Annotated in this window: 14 protein-coding genes; 8 read left to right on the top strand and 6 right to left on the bottom strand. The window is 71.8% G+C overall.

Going from position 1 to position 18,296, the window contains the following annotated elements; genetic code table 11:
* The first annotated feature begins 84 nt into the window (after positions 1-84).
* Positions 85-843 carry a class I SAM-dependent methyltransferase gene (locus ACZ6QQ_RS22335; protein WP_465878702.1) on the top strand — a complete coding sequence of 253 codons (759 nt, stop codon included), beginning with the start codon at positions 85-87 and terminating at the stop codon, positions 841-843.
* A 20-nt stretch (positions 844-863) separates the two neighbouring features.
* On the opposite strand, the gene ACZ6QQ_RS22330 is transcribed toward ACZ6QQ_RS22335, so the two are convergent.
* From ACZ6QQ_RS22330 to ACZ6QQ_RS22320, 3 genes are read right to left on the bottom strand one after another with little or no spacing between them, the layout of a single operon-like run.
* Complete coding sequence (locus tag ACZ6QQ_RS22330) at positions 864-1,598, bottom strand: hypothetical protein (RefSeq protein WP_465878701.1); 735 nt, start codon at positions 1,596-1,598, stop codon at positions 864-866.
* 5 nt (positions 1,599-1,603) lie between these two features.
* The gene (locus tag ACZ6QQ_RS22325; RefSeq protein WP_465878700.1) at positions 1,604-3,472 is read right to left on the bottom strand and encodes a dynamin family protein; all 1,869 of its coding nucleotides are present in this window, start codon (positions 3,470-3,472) and stop codon (positions 1,604-1,606) included.
* Positions 3,469-5,025, bottom strand: coding sequence for a dynamin family protein (locus ACZ6QQ_RS22320; RefSeq protein ID WP_465878699.1), 1,557 nt, complete (start codon positions 5,023-5,025; stop codon positions 3,469-3,471). Before ACZ6QQ_RS22320 ends, ACZ6QQ_RS22325 begins: the two co-directional genes overlap by 4 nt.
* A 205-nt stretch (positions 5,026-5,230) precedes the next feature.
* On the opposite strand from ACZ6QQ_RS22320, the gene ACZ6QQ_RS22315 reads away from it, so the two are divergent.
* Positions 5,231-7,819, top strand: coding sequence for a helix-turn-helix transcriptional regulator (locus ACZ6QQ_RS22315; protein ID WP_465878698.1), 2,589 nt, complete (start codon positions 5,231-5,233; stop codon positions 7,817-7,819).
* Positions 7,816-8,340 (top strand): LuxR family transcriptional regulator, encoded by a 525-nt coding sequence (locus ACZ6QQ_RS22310; protein ID WP_465878697.1) that lies wholly within the window; start codon positions 7,816-7,818, stop codon positions 8,338-8,340. The genes ACZ6QQ_RS22315 and ACZ6QQ_RS22310 overlap by 4 nt, the downstream gene beginning before the upstream one ends.
* A gap of 20 nt (positions 8,341-8,360) precedes the next feature.
* On the opposite strand, the gene ACZ6QQ_RS22305 is transcribed toward ACZ6QQ_RS22310, so the two are convergent.
* On the bottom strand, positions 8,361-9,143 hold the full coding sequence (locus ACZ6QQ_RS22305; RefSeq protein WP_465878696.1) for a lysophospholipid acyltransferase family protein: 783 nt from the start codon (positions 9,141-9,143) through the stop codon (positions 8,361-8,363).
* A gap of 197 nt (positions 9,144-9,340) precedes the next feature.
* Here ACZ6QQ_RS22305 and ACZ6QQ_RS22300 point away from each other — a divergent pair, with 197 nt between their 5' ends.
* Both ACZ6QQ_RS22300 and cydB read left to right on the top strand, forming a co-directional pair.
* A complete protein-coding gene (locus tag ACZ6QQ_RS22300) occupies positions 9,341-10,906 on the top strand; it encodes a cytochrome ubiquinol oxidase subunit I (protein ID WP_465878695.1) in 1,566 nt (521 codons plus the stop codon).
* Between the two features lie 14 nt (positions 10,907-10,920).
* Entirely contained in the window at positions 10,921-11,916 is a 996-nt protein-coding gene (cydB, locus tag ACZ6QQ_RS22295; RefSeq protein ID WP_465878693.1) for a cytochrome d ubiquinol oxidase subunit II, read from the top strand.
* A 75-nt stretch (positions 11,917-11,991) separates the two neighbouring features.
* Here cydB and ACZ6QQ_RS22290 read toward each other — a convergent pair whose 3' ends face one another.
* Positions 11,992-12,711, bottom strand: a complete 720-nt coding sequence (locus tag ACZ6QQ_RS22290) for a hypothetical protein (protein ID WP_465878691.1) — start codon at positions 12,709-12,711, stop codon at positions 11,992-11,994.
* A gap of 234 nt (positions 12,712-12,945) precedes the next feature.
* Between ACZ6QQ_RS22290 and ACZ6QQ_RS22285 the strand changes: the two genes are divergently transcribed.
* The 3 genes from ACZ6QQ_RS22285 (at position 12,946) to ACZ6QQ_RS22275 (ending at position 15,640) form a co-directional block, all read left to right on the top strand.
* The gene (locus ACZ6QQ_RS22285) at positions 12,946-13,674 is read left to right on the top strand and encodes an SDR family oxidoreductase (RefSeq protein ID WP_465878690.1); all 729 of its coding nucleotides are present in this window, start codon (positions 12,946-12,948) and stop codon (positions 13,672-13,674) included.
* Positions 13,675-13,751: 77 nt separating this feature from the next.
* On the top strand, positions 13,752-14,189 hold the full coding sequence (gene coaD / locus ACZ6QQ_RS22280) for a pantetheine-phosphate adenylyltransferase (RefSeq protein WP_465878689.1): 438 nt from the start codon (positions 13,752-13,754) through the stop codon (positions 14,187-14,189).
* A 413-nt stretch (positions 14,190-14,602) separates the two neighbouring features.
* Complete coding sequence (locus ACZ6QQ_RS22275) at positions 14,603-15,640, top strand: tyrosine-type recombinase/integrase (protein ID WP_465878687.1); 1,038 nt, start codon at positions 14,603-14,605, stop codon at positions 15,638-15,640.
* Here the strand turns inward: ACZ6QQ_RS22275 and ACZ6QQ_RS22270 are convergent.
* On the bottom strand, positions 15,622-18,285 hold the full coding sequence (locus ACZ6QQ_RS22270) for an Hsp70 family protein (protein WP_465878685.1): 2,664 nt from the start codon (positions 18,283-18,285) through the stop codon (positions 15,622-15,624). The two genes, ACZ6QQ_RS22275 and ACZ6QQ_RS22270, sit on opposite strands and share 19 nt — an antisense overlap.
* Positions 18,286-18,296: the final 11 nt, after the last annotated feature.

Genomic DNA, 18,296 nt, shown 5'->3' with positions numbered 1-18,296 from the left:
GTGTCCGGCGCACGAGGAGGAGTTGGACCGGTTCGGGGTGGTCGGTGCTCGACAACCCCACCAGGCGTAAGTAGCCTACTGTCTATGACTCCTTACGCCTTGGATGCGGTGGCCTGGCAGGAAAGTTGGGACCGTCAGCAGGAGGCGTACCTGCCCGACCGGGAGGAACGGTTCACCGCCCTGCTCGACACGGTCGCCGCGACCGCCGACGGGCCGGCACCGGCCGTACTCGACCTGGCCGGCGGCACCGGCAGCATCTCGTTGCGGGTGCTGCGCCGGTTCCCGTACGCGAGCACCACACTGCTCGACGTGGACCCGGTCCTGATGACGATCGCCCGCGAGTCACTCGACCAGCGATCGACCGTGGTCGCCGCGGACCTGCGCGCCCCGGACTGGGCGGCCCGGTTGCCCCGCCGGGACTACGACGCGGTCCTGACCGCGACCGCGCTGCACTGGCTGCCCTCCGAACGCCTCGGCGCGCTCTACGCCGAGATCCGGCAGGTGTTGCGCCCCGGTGGGGTCTTCGTCAACGTCGACACCATGCCCGACGACGGCCTGCCGGAGCTGACCACCCGCCTCGGTGACGTGTTCCGGGCCCGCCGGCAGGCGCGCTACGCCGCCGGTGCGGTGCTGTCCTGGCAGGCGTGGTGGGACCACGTCGCCGCCGACCCGGTCCTCGGGCCGCTGCTCGAAACGCGCCGGAAGATCTTCGCCGACCCGCACGCCACCGAGTGGACGCCGCCGCTGTCGTGGCACCTCGACGCTCTGCGCGCGGCCGGGTTCACCGAGACGGGGCTGGTCTGGCGGGGTGCCCGCGACGCCGCCGTCGCCGCCGTCCGCTGACCCGCGCGCGGCACCCGGCCTCAGGTGTCCCGGGTGCCCCAGAAACGGGCCAGCGCACTGGTCGCCGGGTCGTCGGAGGCGGCGAGCGCCGTCCACGGGTCGACTCCCGGCGGCACCTCCTCGGCGGCGTAACCGGCCAGCTCCGCCGGTTCCGGTGCCCCGGTCGCCGCCTCGACCGGGGCGGCGACCGGGTCAGGGTCGCCGAGGGACGCCGGGTCCGCCCACGGGAAGCCGTCGACCGGTTCCGGTACGCCCCCGGAGTCGAGCGCCTCCGGGAACTCCGGCCGGGGCCAGCCGTCGGTGTCGGTGTACGGGTCGAGGTCGGGGTCGGCGCCCACCGGTGCACCGGCGGCCCCGAACCCGACCTGCGCGTCGGTGTCACCCGGTTCCGTCGCCCCGAACCCGGTGTCGGCGTCCGGGTCGGCGGGGCCGTACCCGGCGTCGTGTTCCACCGAACCGAAGCCGCTGTCATGGTCCACGGAACCGGAACCGGTGGGGTGTTCCGCCGGGCCGAAGCCGTCCTCGGCGGTGAACGGCTCGTCGCCGTACCCGATCGGGGTGGTGTCCGTCGGCGGGCCGCCGCCGTCGAGGTCCTCCTCGCCGGCCCCACCGCCGCCGGTCCAGTCGTCCCCGCCGGGGTCGTCGGCCGGTCCGAAACCCTCCACCGCCGGATACCCGTCGGCGGTGAAGTCCGGGTCGGGGCCGGTGCCGAAGTCCGGCCCGTCGTCGATCCACCCTTCCCAGTGGTCACCCACCCCGGTCACCCCCGCCCCTGCGTTCCCGGCACCGGGGACAGCACCCGGGTCCGGAGAAGCACCTCGTCGACCTGCTTGATCCGGGCCCGCAGCGTCTCCCGTTCGGCCTGCAGACCGGCGCGGCGCCGGGCCCGGGTCGACGTGTCCTCCGCCAACGCCTTGTCGATCTCCGCTATGTGCGCGTCGAGTTCCCGCAGCCGTCGCTCGATCGCGTCGTCGAGGGCGAGGGTCAGCGCGTACTGCAGGTCGGTGAACCGGTGCGTCACCTCGTCGGACAGCGCGGCCCGCGCCTCGGCGAGCACCTCCCGCAGCCAGGTGCGGGCCTGCTGGCGGTCGGACTGCACCCGCCGCCGGTAGAGGATGAACGCCCCGGCGGCCAGGCCGAGCCCCAGGCCGGCGAACGGGACCAGCAGGCCACCGCCGATGAGCGTGCCGGCACCCAGGGCGGTGGCACCGGCCATCGCCCCCCGCCCGGCCATGAACGCCATCCCACCGGCCGACATCGCGATCATGACGTTGTCGGCGCCACCGCCGTCGCGCCGGGGCTTGCTGGCCAGGGCGTGGTGCAGGGTGTTGTTGAGCCGGCCCAGGACGAACTGCAACTCGTGCGGGGCGAACACCTGGGCCAGGGCCCGCTCGGCGACCTTCCCGAACCGCGACTCCAGATCCCGCGACAACCGTACGGAAACCGCCTGCAACGACTCGTCGACCGTCACCGGCAGGTTCCCGAGTTCCTCACCCCGACCCCGGTCGATGGTGGTGAGCAGCTCCTCCTGCACCTCACCCAGGTAACCGCGCAGCAACCCGGTCACCTCGACCCGGGCCCGTTGCGTCTCGGTGCTCAGCGCCAGCGACCACTGCCGCGACTCGGTCCGCTTACGGGCCGCCAACCCCGCCCGCTCCTGCCTGGCCCGGGTCACGTCCGCCGGGTCGGGGTCGGTGGCGGTCAACCGCGCCCCGATGCCCAGGTCCAACCGGACCAGTTCGCTGCGCACCGTACGCAGCACGTTCGCCAGGTTCAGCAGGTGCCCCTTGCCGGCCACGTCGACCAGCGCGCGCTGCAGGTCACCGATCCTGGACTCGCGCAGCAACTCCGTGGCCGCCTCGCCGGGCAGGGTCGAGGCCAGTTCGGCCAGCCGGGCCGACACCGGGAACCAGGCGGCCGCCCCGAACCGGGCCGCGTGCGCCTGCAACTGGGCCCGGTTGTCCGCCCAGATCGTCCGCCACCCCGGGTACGCGTCCGTCTTCGTCAACGCGAACACCACCAGGTTCACCCGCTTGCTGGCCTCGACGAGGAAGTCGAGTTCCGGTTTCCCGAACGGGGCGGACGCGTCGACGACGAACAGCAGCGCGGTGGCCCGCTCGACCGCGTCCAGGGCGATCTCGGCGTGCACCGGGTCGAGCCCCCCGGTGCCCGGGGTGTCGACCAGGGTCAGGTACTCCAGCAGCGGCGCCGGGTGCCGTACCTCGATCCGCCGGGGTGGGCGCATCCCGTCCGGCAGCGCCCCGAGCCCGGTGCCCCAGTCCCGCAGGTCGGCCACTCCGAGCTCGACCGGCTCCTGGCGTCCGGGCACGAACGCCCGCGCCCCGACCGTCGCTCCCGGCACGAACTCCAGGTATGTGCTCGTCGCCACCGCCACATCCACCGGCGACAGCCCCGGCACCCCGATCAACGCGTTGACCAGCGAACTCTTGCCGCGTTTCGTTTCACCGACGACCACGATCGCCGGCCGGGTCACCTCCCTGCGGCGCACCACGTCGACCTCGGCCGCCGCGTCCGGGTCGGACTTGCGCAGGTACGCCAGCGCCGCCTGCACCGCCCCGGTCAGCAGCTTGCCGAGCGCTTCCGGTTTCACCTCCGCGGTCGCCGTCACCGCACCTGCCCTCCGTAGCCGACCGTGCCGGGTACGGACTGTGCTGGCGCACCGGCGCGGATGTGTTGCGAGAGTAGATAGAAACCCCGGTGCGCCACCAGCGCCACCCGGGACTGGGCCGGACCGGATCCGGCGACCGCGTACACCCGCCACCGGGTCGCCGCCTCCAACGCCGCCCGCGCCAGGTCCGCCGCCGGGGCACCGGGTAGACCGAGGATCCACTCCGGATCGGTCGACAGCGCCAACCGGTTCAGTTCCCGCTCCATCGGCTCGGGCAGCTCGACCGTGCCGGTCCCGACGAGCTGGGCGACCTCCAACAGCCGCAGCCGGTGGTAGTCCGGCTGCTGCAACACCCGTTCGATCGCGTCGCGCAGCAGCTCCCGGTCCGCCGGCGCGGCGGCGTGACCGGCGATCTTCTCCAACGCCGACAGCGCCCACCCCGCCTTGATCGCGTCGGTACGCCACCGGAACGCCTGGTCCAGGGTGTGCCGCAGGCGCGGCAGCCCGGACGCCCGGAACAGCGCCCGGACCAGGTCACCACTGGCCATCTCCGGGGCCGCGGCGAGCTGGGCGAGGGCGAACCCGATGCCGTACAGGTCCAGCAGCCGCAGCAGCCGCTCCCGCTGCGCCGGCGGCACCACACACTCGCGGGTGGTGAACAGGTCGACCGAGGCCAGCAGGACGAGGCGTTCGGTGGCGGGCAGCCGCGACAGCGTACGCAGAGCCTCGCAGTCGGCCGCGGTCAGCCGTCCGGCCTCGGTCGTCTCGGCCAGCAGCCCGACCAGCGGCACCACGTCGGACACCACCCGACGCAGCACCCGGGACTGGTCGACGGCGAGCGGACCGGCGACCGGCCACGGGTCACCGACCCCACCGACGAGTTTGTCGACCTTGTTGAACAGGCCGAGGGAGTTGATCGGGTTGCTCGCCAACCGCGCCGACACCGACCGGAACGCGGCCAGCGCCCGCACGTCGTCGTCGCGGACCGCCTGCGTGAACACGTACACGATCGCCTCCGCACCGGAGATCGCCCCGGTCGAGTCGTCGTCGATGTCGTCGTCGAACGGGGCGACCTCGTCGGTGTGCAGGAACCGGGCGGCACCGTCGCTGACCGACGTGTTCGTCGACGCCAACCCCGGGGTGTCGACGACCGTCAGATCCCGCAGATGATCGCTGGTCAGGGTCACGTCGACGAAACCGATCTCGGCCCGCGGCACCCCGAGCCGCGACGGGATCATCCCGTCGGCGTCCAACGGCAGACTCGTCCGACCCCCGTCGCGGCGAACCACGTCGACCCGGTCGACGGTTCCGTAACGGAACTGGGTGACGACCCTGGTGCACTCACCGACCTCGGTCGGCGCGACCCGCCGACCGATCAACGCGTTGACAAGTGTCGACTTTCCGGCTTTGAGCCGACCGGCGATCGCCACCCGCAACGGCTCGTCGAGCCGCCGCCGTACGCCGAACACCTGCCCCTGCACCGAAATCCCGAGCCGGGGACCCACCTCGTCGCAGAGCGCGGCGACGCGGGCACCGAGCGGACCTGACCCCACGACTCGTCAGCCGGCGGTACGGTCGGCGACAATGGCATGGTCACGGCGGTCTTGCTCGCACATATCGTTGGATGTCCCTCCGACGCGGCGGCAGGGCGGGGCGCTCCTGCCGGACCTCACACTACGAATATCCTGCCGGCGCAGGATCCCATGTTCGTGCCACCGCCCCGCCCGGTGGTGGCCGCGAGCCCTGGCGGGAGGACCAGTGCGGCACGCACTCGGCGGCGTACCCGACGGCCGTGTCCACGGACACGAGCCGCCCCACCCATCCACACGCGCCCTGCTCGACCGGGCGAGCGCACTGCTGACCGTACCCGGCCTGGTCGTCGTCCACGGTGGCCCCGGCAGCGGCCGCAGCACCGTGCTGTCCCGGCTCGGCGCCGCCTTCCACGGGCCGGTGTTCACCGGCGGCGCGCTGGCCACCCTGCAGACGGTGCCGGCGTTCGCGCTCAGCCACGCGCTGCGGGTACGGCTGCCGACCGGTGACCCGGCACTGCTCGCCGAGGCGGTCCGGTCCCGGGTCCGGGGCGGGCTGCTGCTCCTGGACGACCTGCAGTGGGCCGACCCGGCGACCCTCGCCGCCCTGGTGCCGTTGGCGGCGCACTGCCGGGTGGTGGTGGCGTTACGTACCCCGCACCGGCTCCCGGCCCCGGTACTGGCCGCGCTGCGTCACACGGCGGCCGGGTGGCTGCCCGTACCACCGCTGGGCCCGGTCGAGGCGACGGAACTGGTCCGGGCCACCGCACCCGGCCTCGACCCGGTCACGGTCGCCGACGTCGTCCGCCGCGCCGGCGGGGTGCCGCTGGTGGCGACCGTACTGGCCCGGCACGCCACCGGTGCCCGCCCCGGCACCACCCCCGCCGACATCGACCAGATCGGGTACGTCATCGCGACCGCGCTGGCCGACCTGACCCGACCGGCCCGTACCGCCCTGGCCGCACTCGGCCTGCTGGGCCGCCCGGCGACCGCCGCACTGCTCGGCCCCGGTGCCGACGAACTCACCACCGCCGCCCTGGTCACCGAACTGCCTGACGGCACCGTCGCCCCGGTGTCGGCGTACCTGGCCGAGGTCGCGGCCGGCATGCTCGACCCCGACGGCCGGCGGGCACTGCACCGGCGGCTGGCCGACCTCGTCCCGGTCACCGAATCGGCCCGGCACCTGGCCGCCGCGGGCGACCACAGCGCCGCGTACGCCGCAGCCGTCACCGGGGCCGCACACGCGACCACCGTGGGGGAGCGGGCCGACCTGCTCCTGTTCGCCTGCGCCCTGCCCGACGCCCACCCCGACCCGGGCACCCGCGTCGACGCCGCCCGGGCCGCGCTGGCCTGCGGCCGCCCCCGGGCCGCCGTGCGGGTCCTGACCGGCACCGCCCCGCTCGGCGTGGCCGCCTCGGTACTGCGCGCCGAGGCCCTGGTGCAGACCGGTGACCTGCCCGCAGCCCGGACAGCGGCGGCACCGGTGCCCGACACGGCCGCCCCGGACCTGGTCGCCGCCCGCGACCGGGTCCTGCTCCTGGCCGCCCTCGCCGACAGCCCCGACACGGCGGCCACCACCCTCACCCGCCTCGTCGCCCGACACGGACCCCGACCGGGGCACCCCGGACTGCGGGCGGCGTACGCGGCGGTACACGCCGCCCGCCGCGCACCCGGCTGGGAGGAGTCGTTGCGCGACGCCGCCGACACCGCGTCGGCCGCCGGTGACCCGCTCGCCGCCCGGTGGAGCGCCTGGCTGCTGGTCCAGACCCTGCTCGCCGACGCCCGCCTGGTCGAGGCCGAACGGGTCGCGCAGTCCGCCGCCCGGACCTGCGCCACCGACCTGGCCTACAGCTGGCAGACCCGCTTCCTCAGCGCCGCCCTGTGGTCGGCGGCACTGCGCCGCCACGGTACGGACCCGGACGAGGTGCTGCGCCGGGCCGGTGACCTGACCGACCGCACCCTGCCGGCCCCGGCCCGCGAGTACGCGCTCGCGGCGGCGAGTCTGGTCGAGGCCGACGGTGGCCTGCTCGCCCCGGCCCGGTCCCGGTTGGCCACCGTGCCGGCACCACCGGGCGGGCTGCTGGACTGGGTCGGCCGGGAAGCCGCCTGGCTCGACGGGCAGCCGGAACGCGCGGCCGCCGACCCGCCCGCCGCGCTTCCCGCGTCCGGTTCACCACTGGTCGACGGACTGGGCCGGATCACCGGCCGGTGGGCCGCCCACGACACCGCGATCGGCACCCCGTCGACCCCGAACCCGGCCGGCAGCGTCGCGGGGCTGCCGGCGGTCGACCTGACCCTGACGGCCTGGGACCGCGCTGCCACCGACCCGACCGGTTTCACCCGCGCCGCCACCGCCTGGCGCGACGTGATCGTCCGCGAACAGATCCGCTGCCTGCTGGCGTACGGGCTGCACGACCCGGACCCCGAGCGGGCCGTGCCGGCACTGCTGGAGGCCGAACGGCTGGCCACCGACGCCGCCCTGATCGTCCTGCTCGGACGTACCCGACGGGCGCTGCGACGGCACTCCGTCCGCCGCGACAGCCGGGGCCCACGCGCCGGCAACACCCTCACCGACCGGGAACTCGACGTACTGCGCCTGGTCGCGGCCGGTGAACCGACCCGCCGGATCGCCGGCCGGTTGGGGGTGTCGGCCGAGACGGTCGAAACCCACATCCGCTCGGGGATGCGCAAACTCGGCGCCCGTACCCGCACCGAAGCGGCGGCGCTGGTGCTGACCGGGGCGGTCACGGTGCCGGCACCGCGTACCGGTGCCGAAGCGGGCCCCGTCGTCCGCCCGGCGGCGGAGGTGGGCCGGTGAACGCGGCCGACGCGCCACGGCACGTCGTCTCCTCGACGGCCGACGCCACGGCGGTGCTGCGCCGACTCGCCCGCACCGGCTGGTCCACCAGGGAGGGTTTCGCCCTGCCCGAGGGCGGATGGGACCTGACAACCGCCCGGCTGCTGCTGTTCGGCCGGGTGCCCGATCTGGAGACGGCACGGCTGGTGGTGCTCGCCGCCGCCCGGGGCGTGGGTGTGGTGGCGATCGTCGACACCGGCACCGACGTCGGTCGGGCCCTGCTCGCCGACCTCGACCGGCTGGGCCCGGTCAACCGGGACACCGACACCACAGCCGAACCGGGGGTGGTGCACCTCGTTCCGGAGCAGCGGGCGCTGCTGGAACGTCTGGCCAACGGGGAGACGATCGCGGCCGCCGCGGCGGCGGAGTTCCTGTCACTGCGTACGGCGAACCGGCGGATCGCCCAGGCCCGCGGCGTGCTCGGCGTACGGACCACCCGTGAGGCGGTCCTGGCCTACCTGCGCCAACGCCAACCGGAGTAGCGCCCCGTCGAAGGCGTCGGTCAGGGACCTGCGGGATTTCGGCGGTGGACCCGGCTGGTGTCGATCGGCCGGCTCGGGTCCCGGAACCGTGGCCGGTCCGGTTCGTCCGGGCGCAGCGGCGCCAGGCTCGCGGTGAGCGCGTCGATGATCCGGTCGGTGGCCCGGCGGGCCGCCCCCGGTACGGCCGGGTCGAACCCGTCCAGGTCGACGGGCTCACCGAAGTGCACCCGGATCACGGGCCGGCGGACCAGCGCCCGACCGACCGCGCGCAGCAACCCCTTCGGGGTGCCGTACGGCAGCACCTCGTGGGCGCCCCACTGCGCGACCGGTACGACGGCGGCACCGCTGGCGAAGGCGAGCCGGGCGGCTCCGGTCTTGCCCCGCTCGGGCCACATGCCGGGGTCCAACCCCATCCGCCCCTCCGGGTAGAGCAGCACCACCGCGCCACCGGTGACCGCGTCGGCGGCGCTGGACAGGGCGTGGCCGACCTCGGCGGTGCGCCGGTCGACCCGGATGTGGCCGCTGCGGCGCATGACGGTGCCGACGACCGGGGTCCGGAACAGCCCGCCGGTCGCCATGATCCGGGGGGCGATCCCGCGTACCCGGCAGGCGGCGCTGAGCACCACCGGGTCGAACGGGCTGATGTGGTTGGCGGCGAGGATCAGCGGCCCGGCCCGGAGGTGCTCCGGTACGTCGCCGGTGACCCGCAGCCGGGCCACCACGGCGACCAGGGCCCGGGCGACGAGTTGCAGGAATCGCCAGAGTCGCGGCGCCCGCCAGGGGGTGTCGGTCGCGGTGTCCATCGAGCGCCGATCCTCGCACAGTCCCGACCCGGTGCGTGCCGCTACCGGCGGTGGGGTGGAGAGGGTGGCGGTGTCGGACCGGGCGAGGGGATGGCGCGGCGAGGGAGTGTGGCCGAGCGCACCACCGGCACCCCCTCCGTTATCTACGACGGTCGGTAGTATTTACTACAGGCCGTCGTAGAACCTGGGGGGTTCCCGTGGACGCGTTGGACGTCGCCCGCTGGCAGTTCGGTGTCACCACCGTCTACCACTTCCTGTTCGTACCACTGACCATCGGGCTGTCGATGCTCGTCGCCATCCTGCAAACGCTCTGGCACCGTACCGACGACGAGCGCTACCTCAAACTCACCAAGTTCTACGGCAAACTTTTCCTGATCAACTTCGCCATGGGAATCGTCACCGGCATCGTCCAGGAATTCCAGTTCGGCATGAACTGGAGCGACTACTCCCGCTTCGTCGGCGACGTCTTCGGCGCCCCCCTGGCCATCGAGGCCCTGCTCGCCTTCTTCCTCGAATCCACCTTCCTCGGCCTGTGGATCTTCGGCTGGGACCGGCTACCCCGACGCGTACACCTCGCCACCATCTGGGCCGCCGCCATCGGCTCCACCCTCAGCGCCTACTTCATCCTCGCCGCGAACTCCTGGATGCAACACCCCGTCGGCTACCGCATCAACCCCGACACCGGACGCGCCGAACTCACCGACATCTGGGCCGTACTCACCAACAAAGTCACCCTCGCCACGTTCCCGCACACCCTCGCCGGCTGCTTCCTCGTCGCCGGCTCCCTGATGGTCTCCGTCGCCCTCTGGCACCTCATGCGCCACCGCACCCAACCCGACACCCCGGCGACAACCACCACTGACACCACCACCACCACCACCGAACCCAGCAGCACCACCACCGCCGACGCCGGCACCACCCGGCGGACCCACCGGATCCGACGGTGGCGAAACCAACCCACCACCGCCCCCGCACACACCGACACCGACATCCGGGCATTCCGATTCGCCGCCACCTTCGGCGCCGTCGTCACCCTCGTCGCCGCCGCCGCCGTCCTCATCAGCGGCGACTTCCAGGGCAAAATCATGACCGACGTCCAACCCATGAAAATGGCCGCCGCCGAAGGGCTCTACCACACCGAACAACCCGCCGCGTTCTCCGTACTGACCATCGGCACCCTCGACGGCAGCCGCGAACTCTACGCCCTCAAGATCCCGTACCTGCTCAGCTTCCTCGGCACCGGCGACCCCCACGGCCAGGTCCAAGGCATCAACGACCTCCAAGCCCAGTACGTCTCCGAATACGGCCCCGGCAGCTACACCCCGATCATCCCGATCACCTACTGGAGCTTCCGCTTCATGATCGCCTTCGGGATGGCCGCCGCCGCCATCGCACTCTGGGCCCTCTGGGCCACCCGCCGAGGCCGCACCCCCACCTCACGCTGGCTGCTCCGCGCCGCGATCATCATGCCGATCCTGCCGCTGGCCGCGAACTGCTTCGGCTGGATCTTCACCGAAATGGGCCGCCAACCCTGGGTCGTCTTCGGCGAAATGCTCACCCGCGACGGCGTCTCCCGCAGCGTCTCCCTCACCGAAGTCATCACCTCCTTCACCACCTTCACCCTCATCTACGCCACCCTCGCCGTCATCGAAATCCGACTCCTGCTCCGCTACGCCCGCACCGGCCTACCCGACACCAACCCACCACCCGAACCCGACGACAACACCGCCGACGAAGACCGCCCCCTCGCCTTCGCCTACTGACCCCGGAGCCCACGATGGACCTCACCACCGTCTGGTTTCTGCTCATCGCCGTCCTCTTCACCGGATACTTCATCCTCGAAGGCTTCGACTTCGGCGTCGGCGCACTCCTACCCGTACTCGGCCGCGACGACCGCGAACGCCGCGTCCTCATCAACACCATCGGACCCGTCTGGGACGGCAACGAAGTCTGGCTCATCACCGCCGCCGGCGCCCTCTTCGCCGCCTTCCCCGAGTGGTACGCCACCCTCCTGTCCGGCTTCTACCTACCGTTCCTGCTCATCCTCGTCGCCCTCATCGGCCGAGGCGTCGCCTTCGAATACCGCCACAAACGCCCCGACGCCCCCTGGAAACAACGCTGGGACGCCGCCATCACCGCCGGCTCCGTCATCCCCGCCATCGGCTGGGGCATCATCCTGGCCAACATCGTCCGAGGCGTACCCCTGAACGCCAACCACGACTACACCGGCGGCCTCACCGACCTACTCAACCCCTACGCCCTGCTCGGCGGCGCCACCACCGCCGCTCTGTTCCTCACCCACGGCGCCGTCTTCCTCGCCCTCAAAACCAACGGCGACATCCGCACCCGCGCCGGCAACCTCGCCACCCGCACCACCCCCGCCGCCCTCGCCCTCACCGCCACCTTCCTCACCTGGACCCTCACCCAACGACACAACCCCACCGCCGTCGCCCTCGCCGTCACCGCGACCCTCGCCCTCACCGCCGCCTACGCCGCCACCCTCGTACGCCGCGAAGGCTGGGCCTTCACCGGCACCGCCATCGGCATCGGCCTCACCACCGCCACCCTCTTCGCCGCCCTGCACCCCAACGTCATGCCCTCCACCACCGACCCCGCCGGCACCCTCACCGCCCTGGGCGCCGCCTCCAACCCCTACACCCTCAAAATCATGACCTGGATCGCGGCCATCTTCGCCCCCGTCGTCATCGCCTACCAGGGCTGGACCTACTGGGTCTTCCGCCGCCGCATCGGCGTCGCCAACATCCCGCACTGACCCACCACAACAACAAAAAACGGCGGGCCCCGAAGTCACACCGACTCCGGGGCCCGCCGCCCAACACCCACGCACTCAGCCGGCGTCGCGCAACTCCGCCAACCGCGCCTCGATCTCGGCCAGCTCCGCCCGCAACTTCTCCGCCTGCTGCTCGGCCTCACTCCGCTCAACCGCCATGATCTGCTCGACCGCCTCATGAACCCCCGGCACGTCGATCAACGACACCATCTTCAACGCCTCGACCGGCTTGATCACATACGGCTTCGCCAACGCCTTCGCACCCTGCGTCGCCGCCAACGTCCACTCACCGTCCGCATACGCCAGCGTCACCGTCAAACCCGCCGGCCCCTTCGGCCGCGCCGGCTTCGCCACCGCCCGCCGCGCCGGCTTCGCATCCGGCTCCACCGGCACCGCCACAGAACCCTCCACCGCGGTCACCCCAACCTCCTCGCGTACCGCCGGCACCGGCGACCTGACAACCATGAACTCCGGCTCCGGAACACTCTCCACCGGCTCCTCCACCTTCGGCTCCGCCCGACGACCCGTCGCCCCCTTCGGCGGAATACACAGATCCGTGGGGGAGAAGGGCAACTCGTCGCGCCCGAACCGCACCACCACCCACTCATCCGACGTCGCCGGATCGGTCAACTCCACCACCTGACCGATCTGCCCGGCGATCTGCCCCGCCGCCTCGGTGAACATCACCTTCGGCTTACGACCACCGGCCAACGTGTCCCGGATGCTCTGCAACTCCTCGGCGGACAACCCTCGGACAGCGGTATGCGCGGCAGCCATCAGATCCTTCTTCCGTACACCTGTTTGATTTCCTGACTTCCTACCAGCCCGATCCGACAACGTCGAACCGACCCCACCCCGGACACCACACCGGTCCACCCACGACACCAAACACCGGCACACCGCCCGACAGTGGGCGAAGCGTACGCCGTGCGCCACCTCACCCCGATCACCACCGCACCGGCACACCCACCACCGGTAACCTCGGCGACGAACACGCAGGGGAGGGGCCCGATGAACCAGGTCACCGTGGTCACCGGCGGCAGCCGAGGCATCGGCGCCGCCACCGTACGACAACTCGCCCGCGCCGGCCACCACATCGCCCTCTGCTACCGCACCGACGCAGACGCCGCGACCGCCGTCCTGCACGACGTCCACGACGCCGGCGTACGCGGCATCGCCATCCGAGCCGACACCACCGAACCCGAACAGGTCACCCGGCTCTTCGACGCCGCCGCCGAACTCGGCGAACTCACCGGCCTGGTCAACAACGCCGGAGTCACCAGCCCGGTCGGCCCGTTCGTCGACCTCACCCTGCCCGACCTGCGCCGGGTCGTCGACGTCAACCTGATCGGCTACGTTCTCTGCGCCCAGCAGGCCGCCCGCCGGATGAGCGCCGGAGCCGCGATCGTCAACGTCTCCTCCGCCGCCGCCACCCTCGGCAGCCCCGGCGAATACATCCACTACGCCGCCGTGAAAGCCGCCACCGACACCCTCACCATCGGGCTCGCCAAGGAACTCGGCCCCCGCCAGATCCGGGTCAACACCGTCTCACCCGGCACCATCTGGACCGACCTGCACACCGTCTCCGGCGTACCCGACCGACCCGCCCGGGTGGCGCCCCGGGTCCCACTCGGGCGCGCCGGCCAGGCCGACGAGATCGCCGCCGCCATCGTCTGGCTGCTCAGCGACGCCGCCTCCTACACCACCGGCGCCACCCTCAGGGTCGCCGGCGGCCTCTGAACATCCCCATGATCGGCGCGGGCCGGGGGAGAAGCGGCCTCCGGTGAGCCTGCCCGGACGGCCGGTAGCATGTGTCGGTGCCTCACCGGCCTGTGGGCGATCCCCAAAGCTCCCGAGCTGTCTATCCCGGAACGTTCGACCCCTTCACTGATGGTCATCGAGATCTCATCGATCGGGCGCGGCGTTTGTTCGAGCACCTAACGGTGCTGGTCGCGATCAACGATGAGAAGCGGCCCACCAAGACCGCTATGGAACGCGCGCTGGTCATACGTGCCACGCTTCCACCGGACTGGGAGAACGTGACAGTCGCCGCTTGGAGCGGGCTGACCGTGGCTTACTGCCAACAACACGGAGCCGGGGTGATCCTCCGTGGCGTGCGAAACGCCGTCGACACCGTGCGGGAGAATCAGTTGGCGGTCATGAACGAGGCGCTGGGTGTCAGCACAGTGTTCATGCCGGCCCGGCCCGAACTCGCGACGATTTCCTCGACCGTGATCCGCGCCGCCGCGACCTAGCCGCCCGCCCGAGACGATGAGCCCGCGCCGGGCGGCTCGCTTCGTCGACCTCTGGCCCTGAAGTTCGATAATGCACATTATGTCAACCTAGACGGGTTCGGTCGTCTGGTCCGGGGGCGGAGCGCCCTCGCTCCCGCCCGCGTCCGCGGACGATCTCGGTCCCAAGATCGTCCGCGTACGCGGGACCGCCCCGAGACGTCGGAGCGGCCGGTGTGGGTGTCACGGGTTACGCGTGCACACCCACGCGACGGTGGCCGGCGGCGCCTTCGGGTAGCCCACGGACGCGTACGCACACGGGGACTTCCCCGGCTCACTGCGGTGCCCGCCGACACCGACACAGACCAGAACATCTCTCACGATTGATGGGCCGGCGCCGGTTCCGCCGCAGCGGTAAAACCTGCATAATATTCCTTATGCAGGACAAAAGTGACGTTACGCTACTTGAGATGGTTGAGGAGTTCCTGACCGCACGCGGCACCCGCAAACCATCCCCGCACACCCTGCAGGCGTACCGCCGGGACCTGCTCGCCGTCGGACGGCTCGTCGCCGAGGACGCCGTCCCTCCCCTCCCCCTGTCCGAGTTGCCGCTGTCCGCACTCACCGCCCGTACCCTGCGGGCGGCGTTCGCCCGGTTCGCCGCGCCCAGGGCGGTCGCCTCCATCTACCGGGCCTGGTCGACCTGGAACAGTTTCTTCACCTTCCTCGTCACCGACCAGGTGGTGGCCGGTAACCCGATGCCGGCGGTCGACAAGCCGGCGGCCCCGCTCCCCCTGCCCAAGCCACTGCGGGGCGAGGACACCCCGGAGCAGCTGCTGCAGGCGGTGGCACGGGAGGACCAGCGGCAACGCCACCCGTGGCCCGAACGGGATCTGGCGGTGATCGCCCTGGCGCTCTGCGCGGGCCTGCGTCTGTCCGAGTTGCTGGCGTTGCGGGTGGGTTCGCTGGCCGGGCGGCCCGGTGAGCGGCGGGTCGAGGTGAGCGGCAAGGGCGGCCGGCCGAGGGTGATCCCGATCGAGCCGGAGCTCGATGCGGTGGTGTCGGCCTATCTGGACAGCCGGCGGCGGCGGTTCGGTGCCCGTACGGTGCGGCGGGAGTCGCCGTTGCTGGTGGATCGGCACGGTGAGCCGCTGCGCAGGGGTGGGCTGCAGTACCTGGTCGAGTCCTGTTACCGGCGTGCGGGTGTGACCGACCGGGTGCCGCGTGGGGCGCAGTTGCACGCGTTGCGGCACACGTTCGCGACTCGGTTGGCCGAGGACGGCGCGACCGCTTCGGAGATCATGTGGTTGTTGGGGCACGCGAGCTTGACGACGAGTCAGAACTACATCGACGTGACGGCGGGTCAGCAGCGGGCGGCGGTGCGGGCCAACCGTACGAACCGGGCGTTGACCGGGTTGGCCGGTGGGCGTACGTCACCTCCGGTGCTGGGTGCGGGTCATTTGGCGGGTGGTTGAGCGAGGTCGGTGACCTTGAAGGTGAGGGCGCGTCGGTCGGCGGTGACGACTGCGACGAGGTCCTTGTGGATGGTCACGTGTGCGGGAGGTTCGGCGCCGACGTCGGCCGCGCTGGTGGTGCGTCCGCTGCTGATCTCCTGAACGGTGATCTGCCACTGTTTGCTGAGGCCGTCGTATTCCTGGAGCACCAGGTTGGTGCCGTCGGTGGCGATGACGGTGGTGAACTGCGGGATCTGGCGGAGTTGTTTGCCGTCGTGGCCGAGGATCCGGGCCTCGGAGACGCGGTCGAAGGTGCCGTCGCCGCAGACGACGGCGGTGGCGGTGGCGTACCAGTTCTCGTCGTCGGCCGATTCCGTGGGTGCGGACCAGGTTTGTTTGCCGGTGCGGGTGTCGAGGGCGATGACGCGGTTGTTGCGGGGTTCGTCGATGGCGGCGCAGATCAGTTGGGGGCCGCAGGGTTTGACGTTTTCGATGTCGACGGCGGCGGGCAGTTCGAGTTTCCATTTTTGTTTGAGGTCGGCGACGTTGTAGGCGGCGAGTACGTCGCGGGCGGGTGAGGCGTCGTTGCTGAGTTTGCCGATGACGAGGTTGTCGTAGGCGACCCAGCGTTCCTCGTCGAGTGGCAGGTTTCCGCTGCTCTTGAGTTTGCCGGTGGTGGCGTCGATGGTGAAGCCCTTGCCGCTGCTGGTGTTGAGTTCGACGATGGTGGGGCTGGTGGTGACGGCGTCGCGTAGCGCGCCCTTCACAGCGGGCAGGGTGCCGGCGGTGGGGTCGGGGCTGGTGGGCCATTGGCGCAGGGCTTCGATGCGGTGGCTGTCGAGGATGAGCAGGCCGGAGTTGCCGGCTCGTTGCCAGCGTGGTTTGCCGGTGCGCAGGTCGATGCCGAGTACGGCGTTGCCGTCGATGGAGCCGCGGGCTTCGACGACGGCGGTGGTGCCGTAGTAGGCGACGTCGTAGCGGTTGGTCCAGGTGTCGCGCCAGAGGAGTTTGCCGTTGGTGGCGTTGAGGACGGCGCGTACGGGTTTGCCGGCGTCGGTGGCGGAGTCTTTTCCGTCGACGATGATGAGGTCGTCGGCGGGCGCCGGGACGTCGATGGTGGTGAGGGCGAGTTCGGCGGGTTCGAACGGTACCAGGGTGGTCCAGCGGGCCGCTCCCCCGTCGCCGGGCAGGGAGCTGATTTCGGTTTTGCGGGCGGTGACGGCGGCGGAGATGACGGCCTGGTCGGCGATGGTGACGGCGGCGGCGCCGGTGGCTGCGGGGCGGGCCTGGCCGGGTTTGAGGCTGCCGTCGGTCTGCAGCAGGTCCTTGGATAGGCCGGGGATGCGGCTGGTCTGGTCGAGAAGGCCGGTGATGCGGTCGGTGACCCAGCTGGGGTTGGTGACGGTGGTGTAGATGAAGGTGACGACGACGATGACGGTGGTCGTGGTGATGAGGGTGCGGCGGATCCGGCGGATCCAGCGTCGGGGTGGTGCTGGTGTTGGCGTGGTGGTTGGTTGGCGGCGGGCCGGTGGCGGGATGGGTGTGGGCTGGACGGTCAGCGGTGGTGGCGGGGGTGGGGTGGGTGCGGGGCGTTGGGTGGCGGGGTGGCGTAGGGCGCCGTAGGCGACGGGTAGTTCGGGTTGTTCGGGTACGGCGGGGGCGATGCCGAGGCGGGCGTGTAGTCGGCTGGCGACCAGTGGCATGCGGCTGGATCCGCCGACGAGCAGGAGCGCGGCGAGGGTGGTGGGTTCGGTGCCGGCGCGTTGGAGGACGCGGCGGGTTTCGTCGACGGCTCGGGCGATGAGTGGGGCGGCGATGCGGTCGAGTTCTTCGCGGGTGAGGTGGAGGGGTTCGGTGCGCCCGGGGACGGTGACGGGTGCGGTGGCGGTGCGGGAGAGCATTTCTTTGGCGGCGCGTACCTCGGTCCAGAGGGTTTGTCGGTCGCGGCGGTCGACGGCGGTGGCGGGGTGGTGGAGTCGTTGCCAGAGGTCGGGGTCGCGCAGGGCGATGAGTTGGCCGAGGTGGGCGACGAGGGCGTCGTCGATGTCGATGCCGCCGAGGTCGTCGAGTCCGCCGGTGGCGAGCACTCGTGGGCCGGTGGGTTCGCGGCGGATGACGGTGACGTCGAGGGTGCCGCCGCCGAAGTCGAAGATGGCGAGGGTGGCGCCGGGTGGGAGTTGTGGGCCGAGGAGGTCGAGGCAGTAGTGGGCGGCGGCGACGGGTTCGTCGACGAGGTCGACGGTGCCGAGGCCGGCGAGGTGTGCGGCGGTGCGGAGGAGGTTGCGGCGGGGGTGGCCCCAGTCGGCGGGGCAGGTGAGGACGGTGCCGGTGGCGGGGTTGATTCCGGTGAGGCGGGCTTCGTCGGCTATTCGGCGTAGGCCGGCGGCGAGGAGTTGTTCGATGGGGATGTCGTTGTCGCCGAGGAGGATGGTGCCGTCGTCGATGCGGCGTTTGGGGTGTGGTTCGAAGCGGTCGGGTTGGTTGCTGGCGAGTCGGTGGGCGTCGCGGCCGGTGTGGGTGGTGCCGGTGGGGTCGACGTAGACGCCGCTGGGTAGCAGTGGGGTGCCGTCGAACAGGAGTGGTCGGGGTGGTTGGCCGGGTCGGTGGATGACCGCGACGGTGTGGGTGGTGCCGAGGTCGACGGCGAGCCGGGCCGTTGTGTTCACCGTTGTCCGCC

The sequence above is a fragment of the Micromonospora sp. NPDC049529 genome (assembly GCF_055586685.1).
This window is presented reverse-complemented; position numbering and strand designations above follow the sequence as displayed.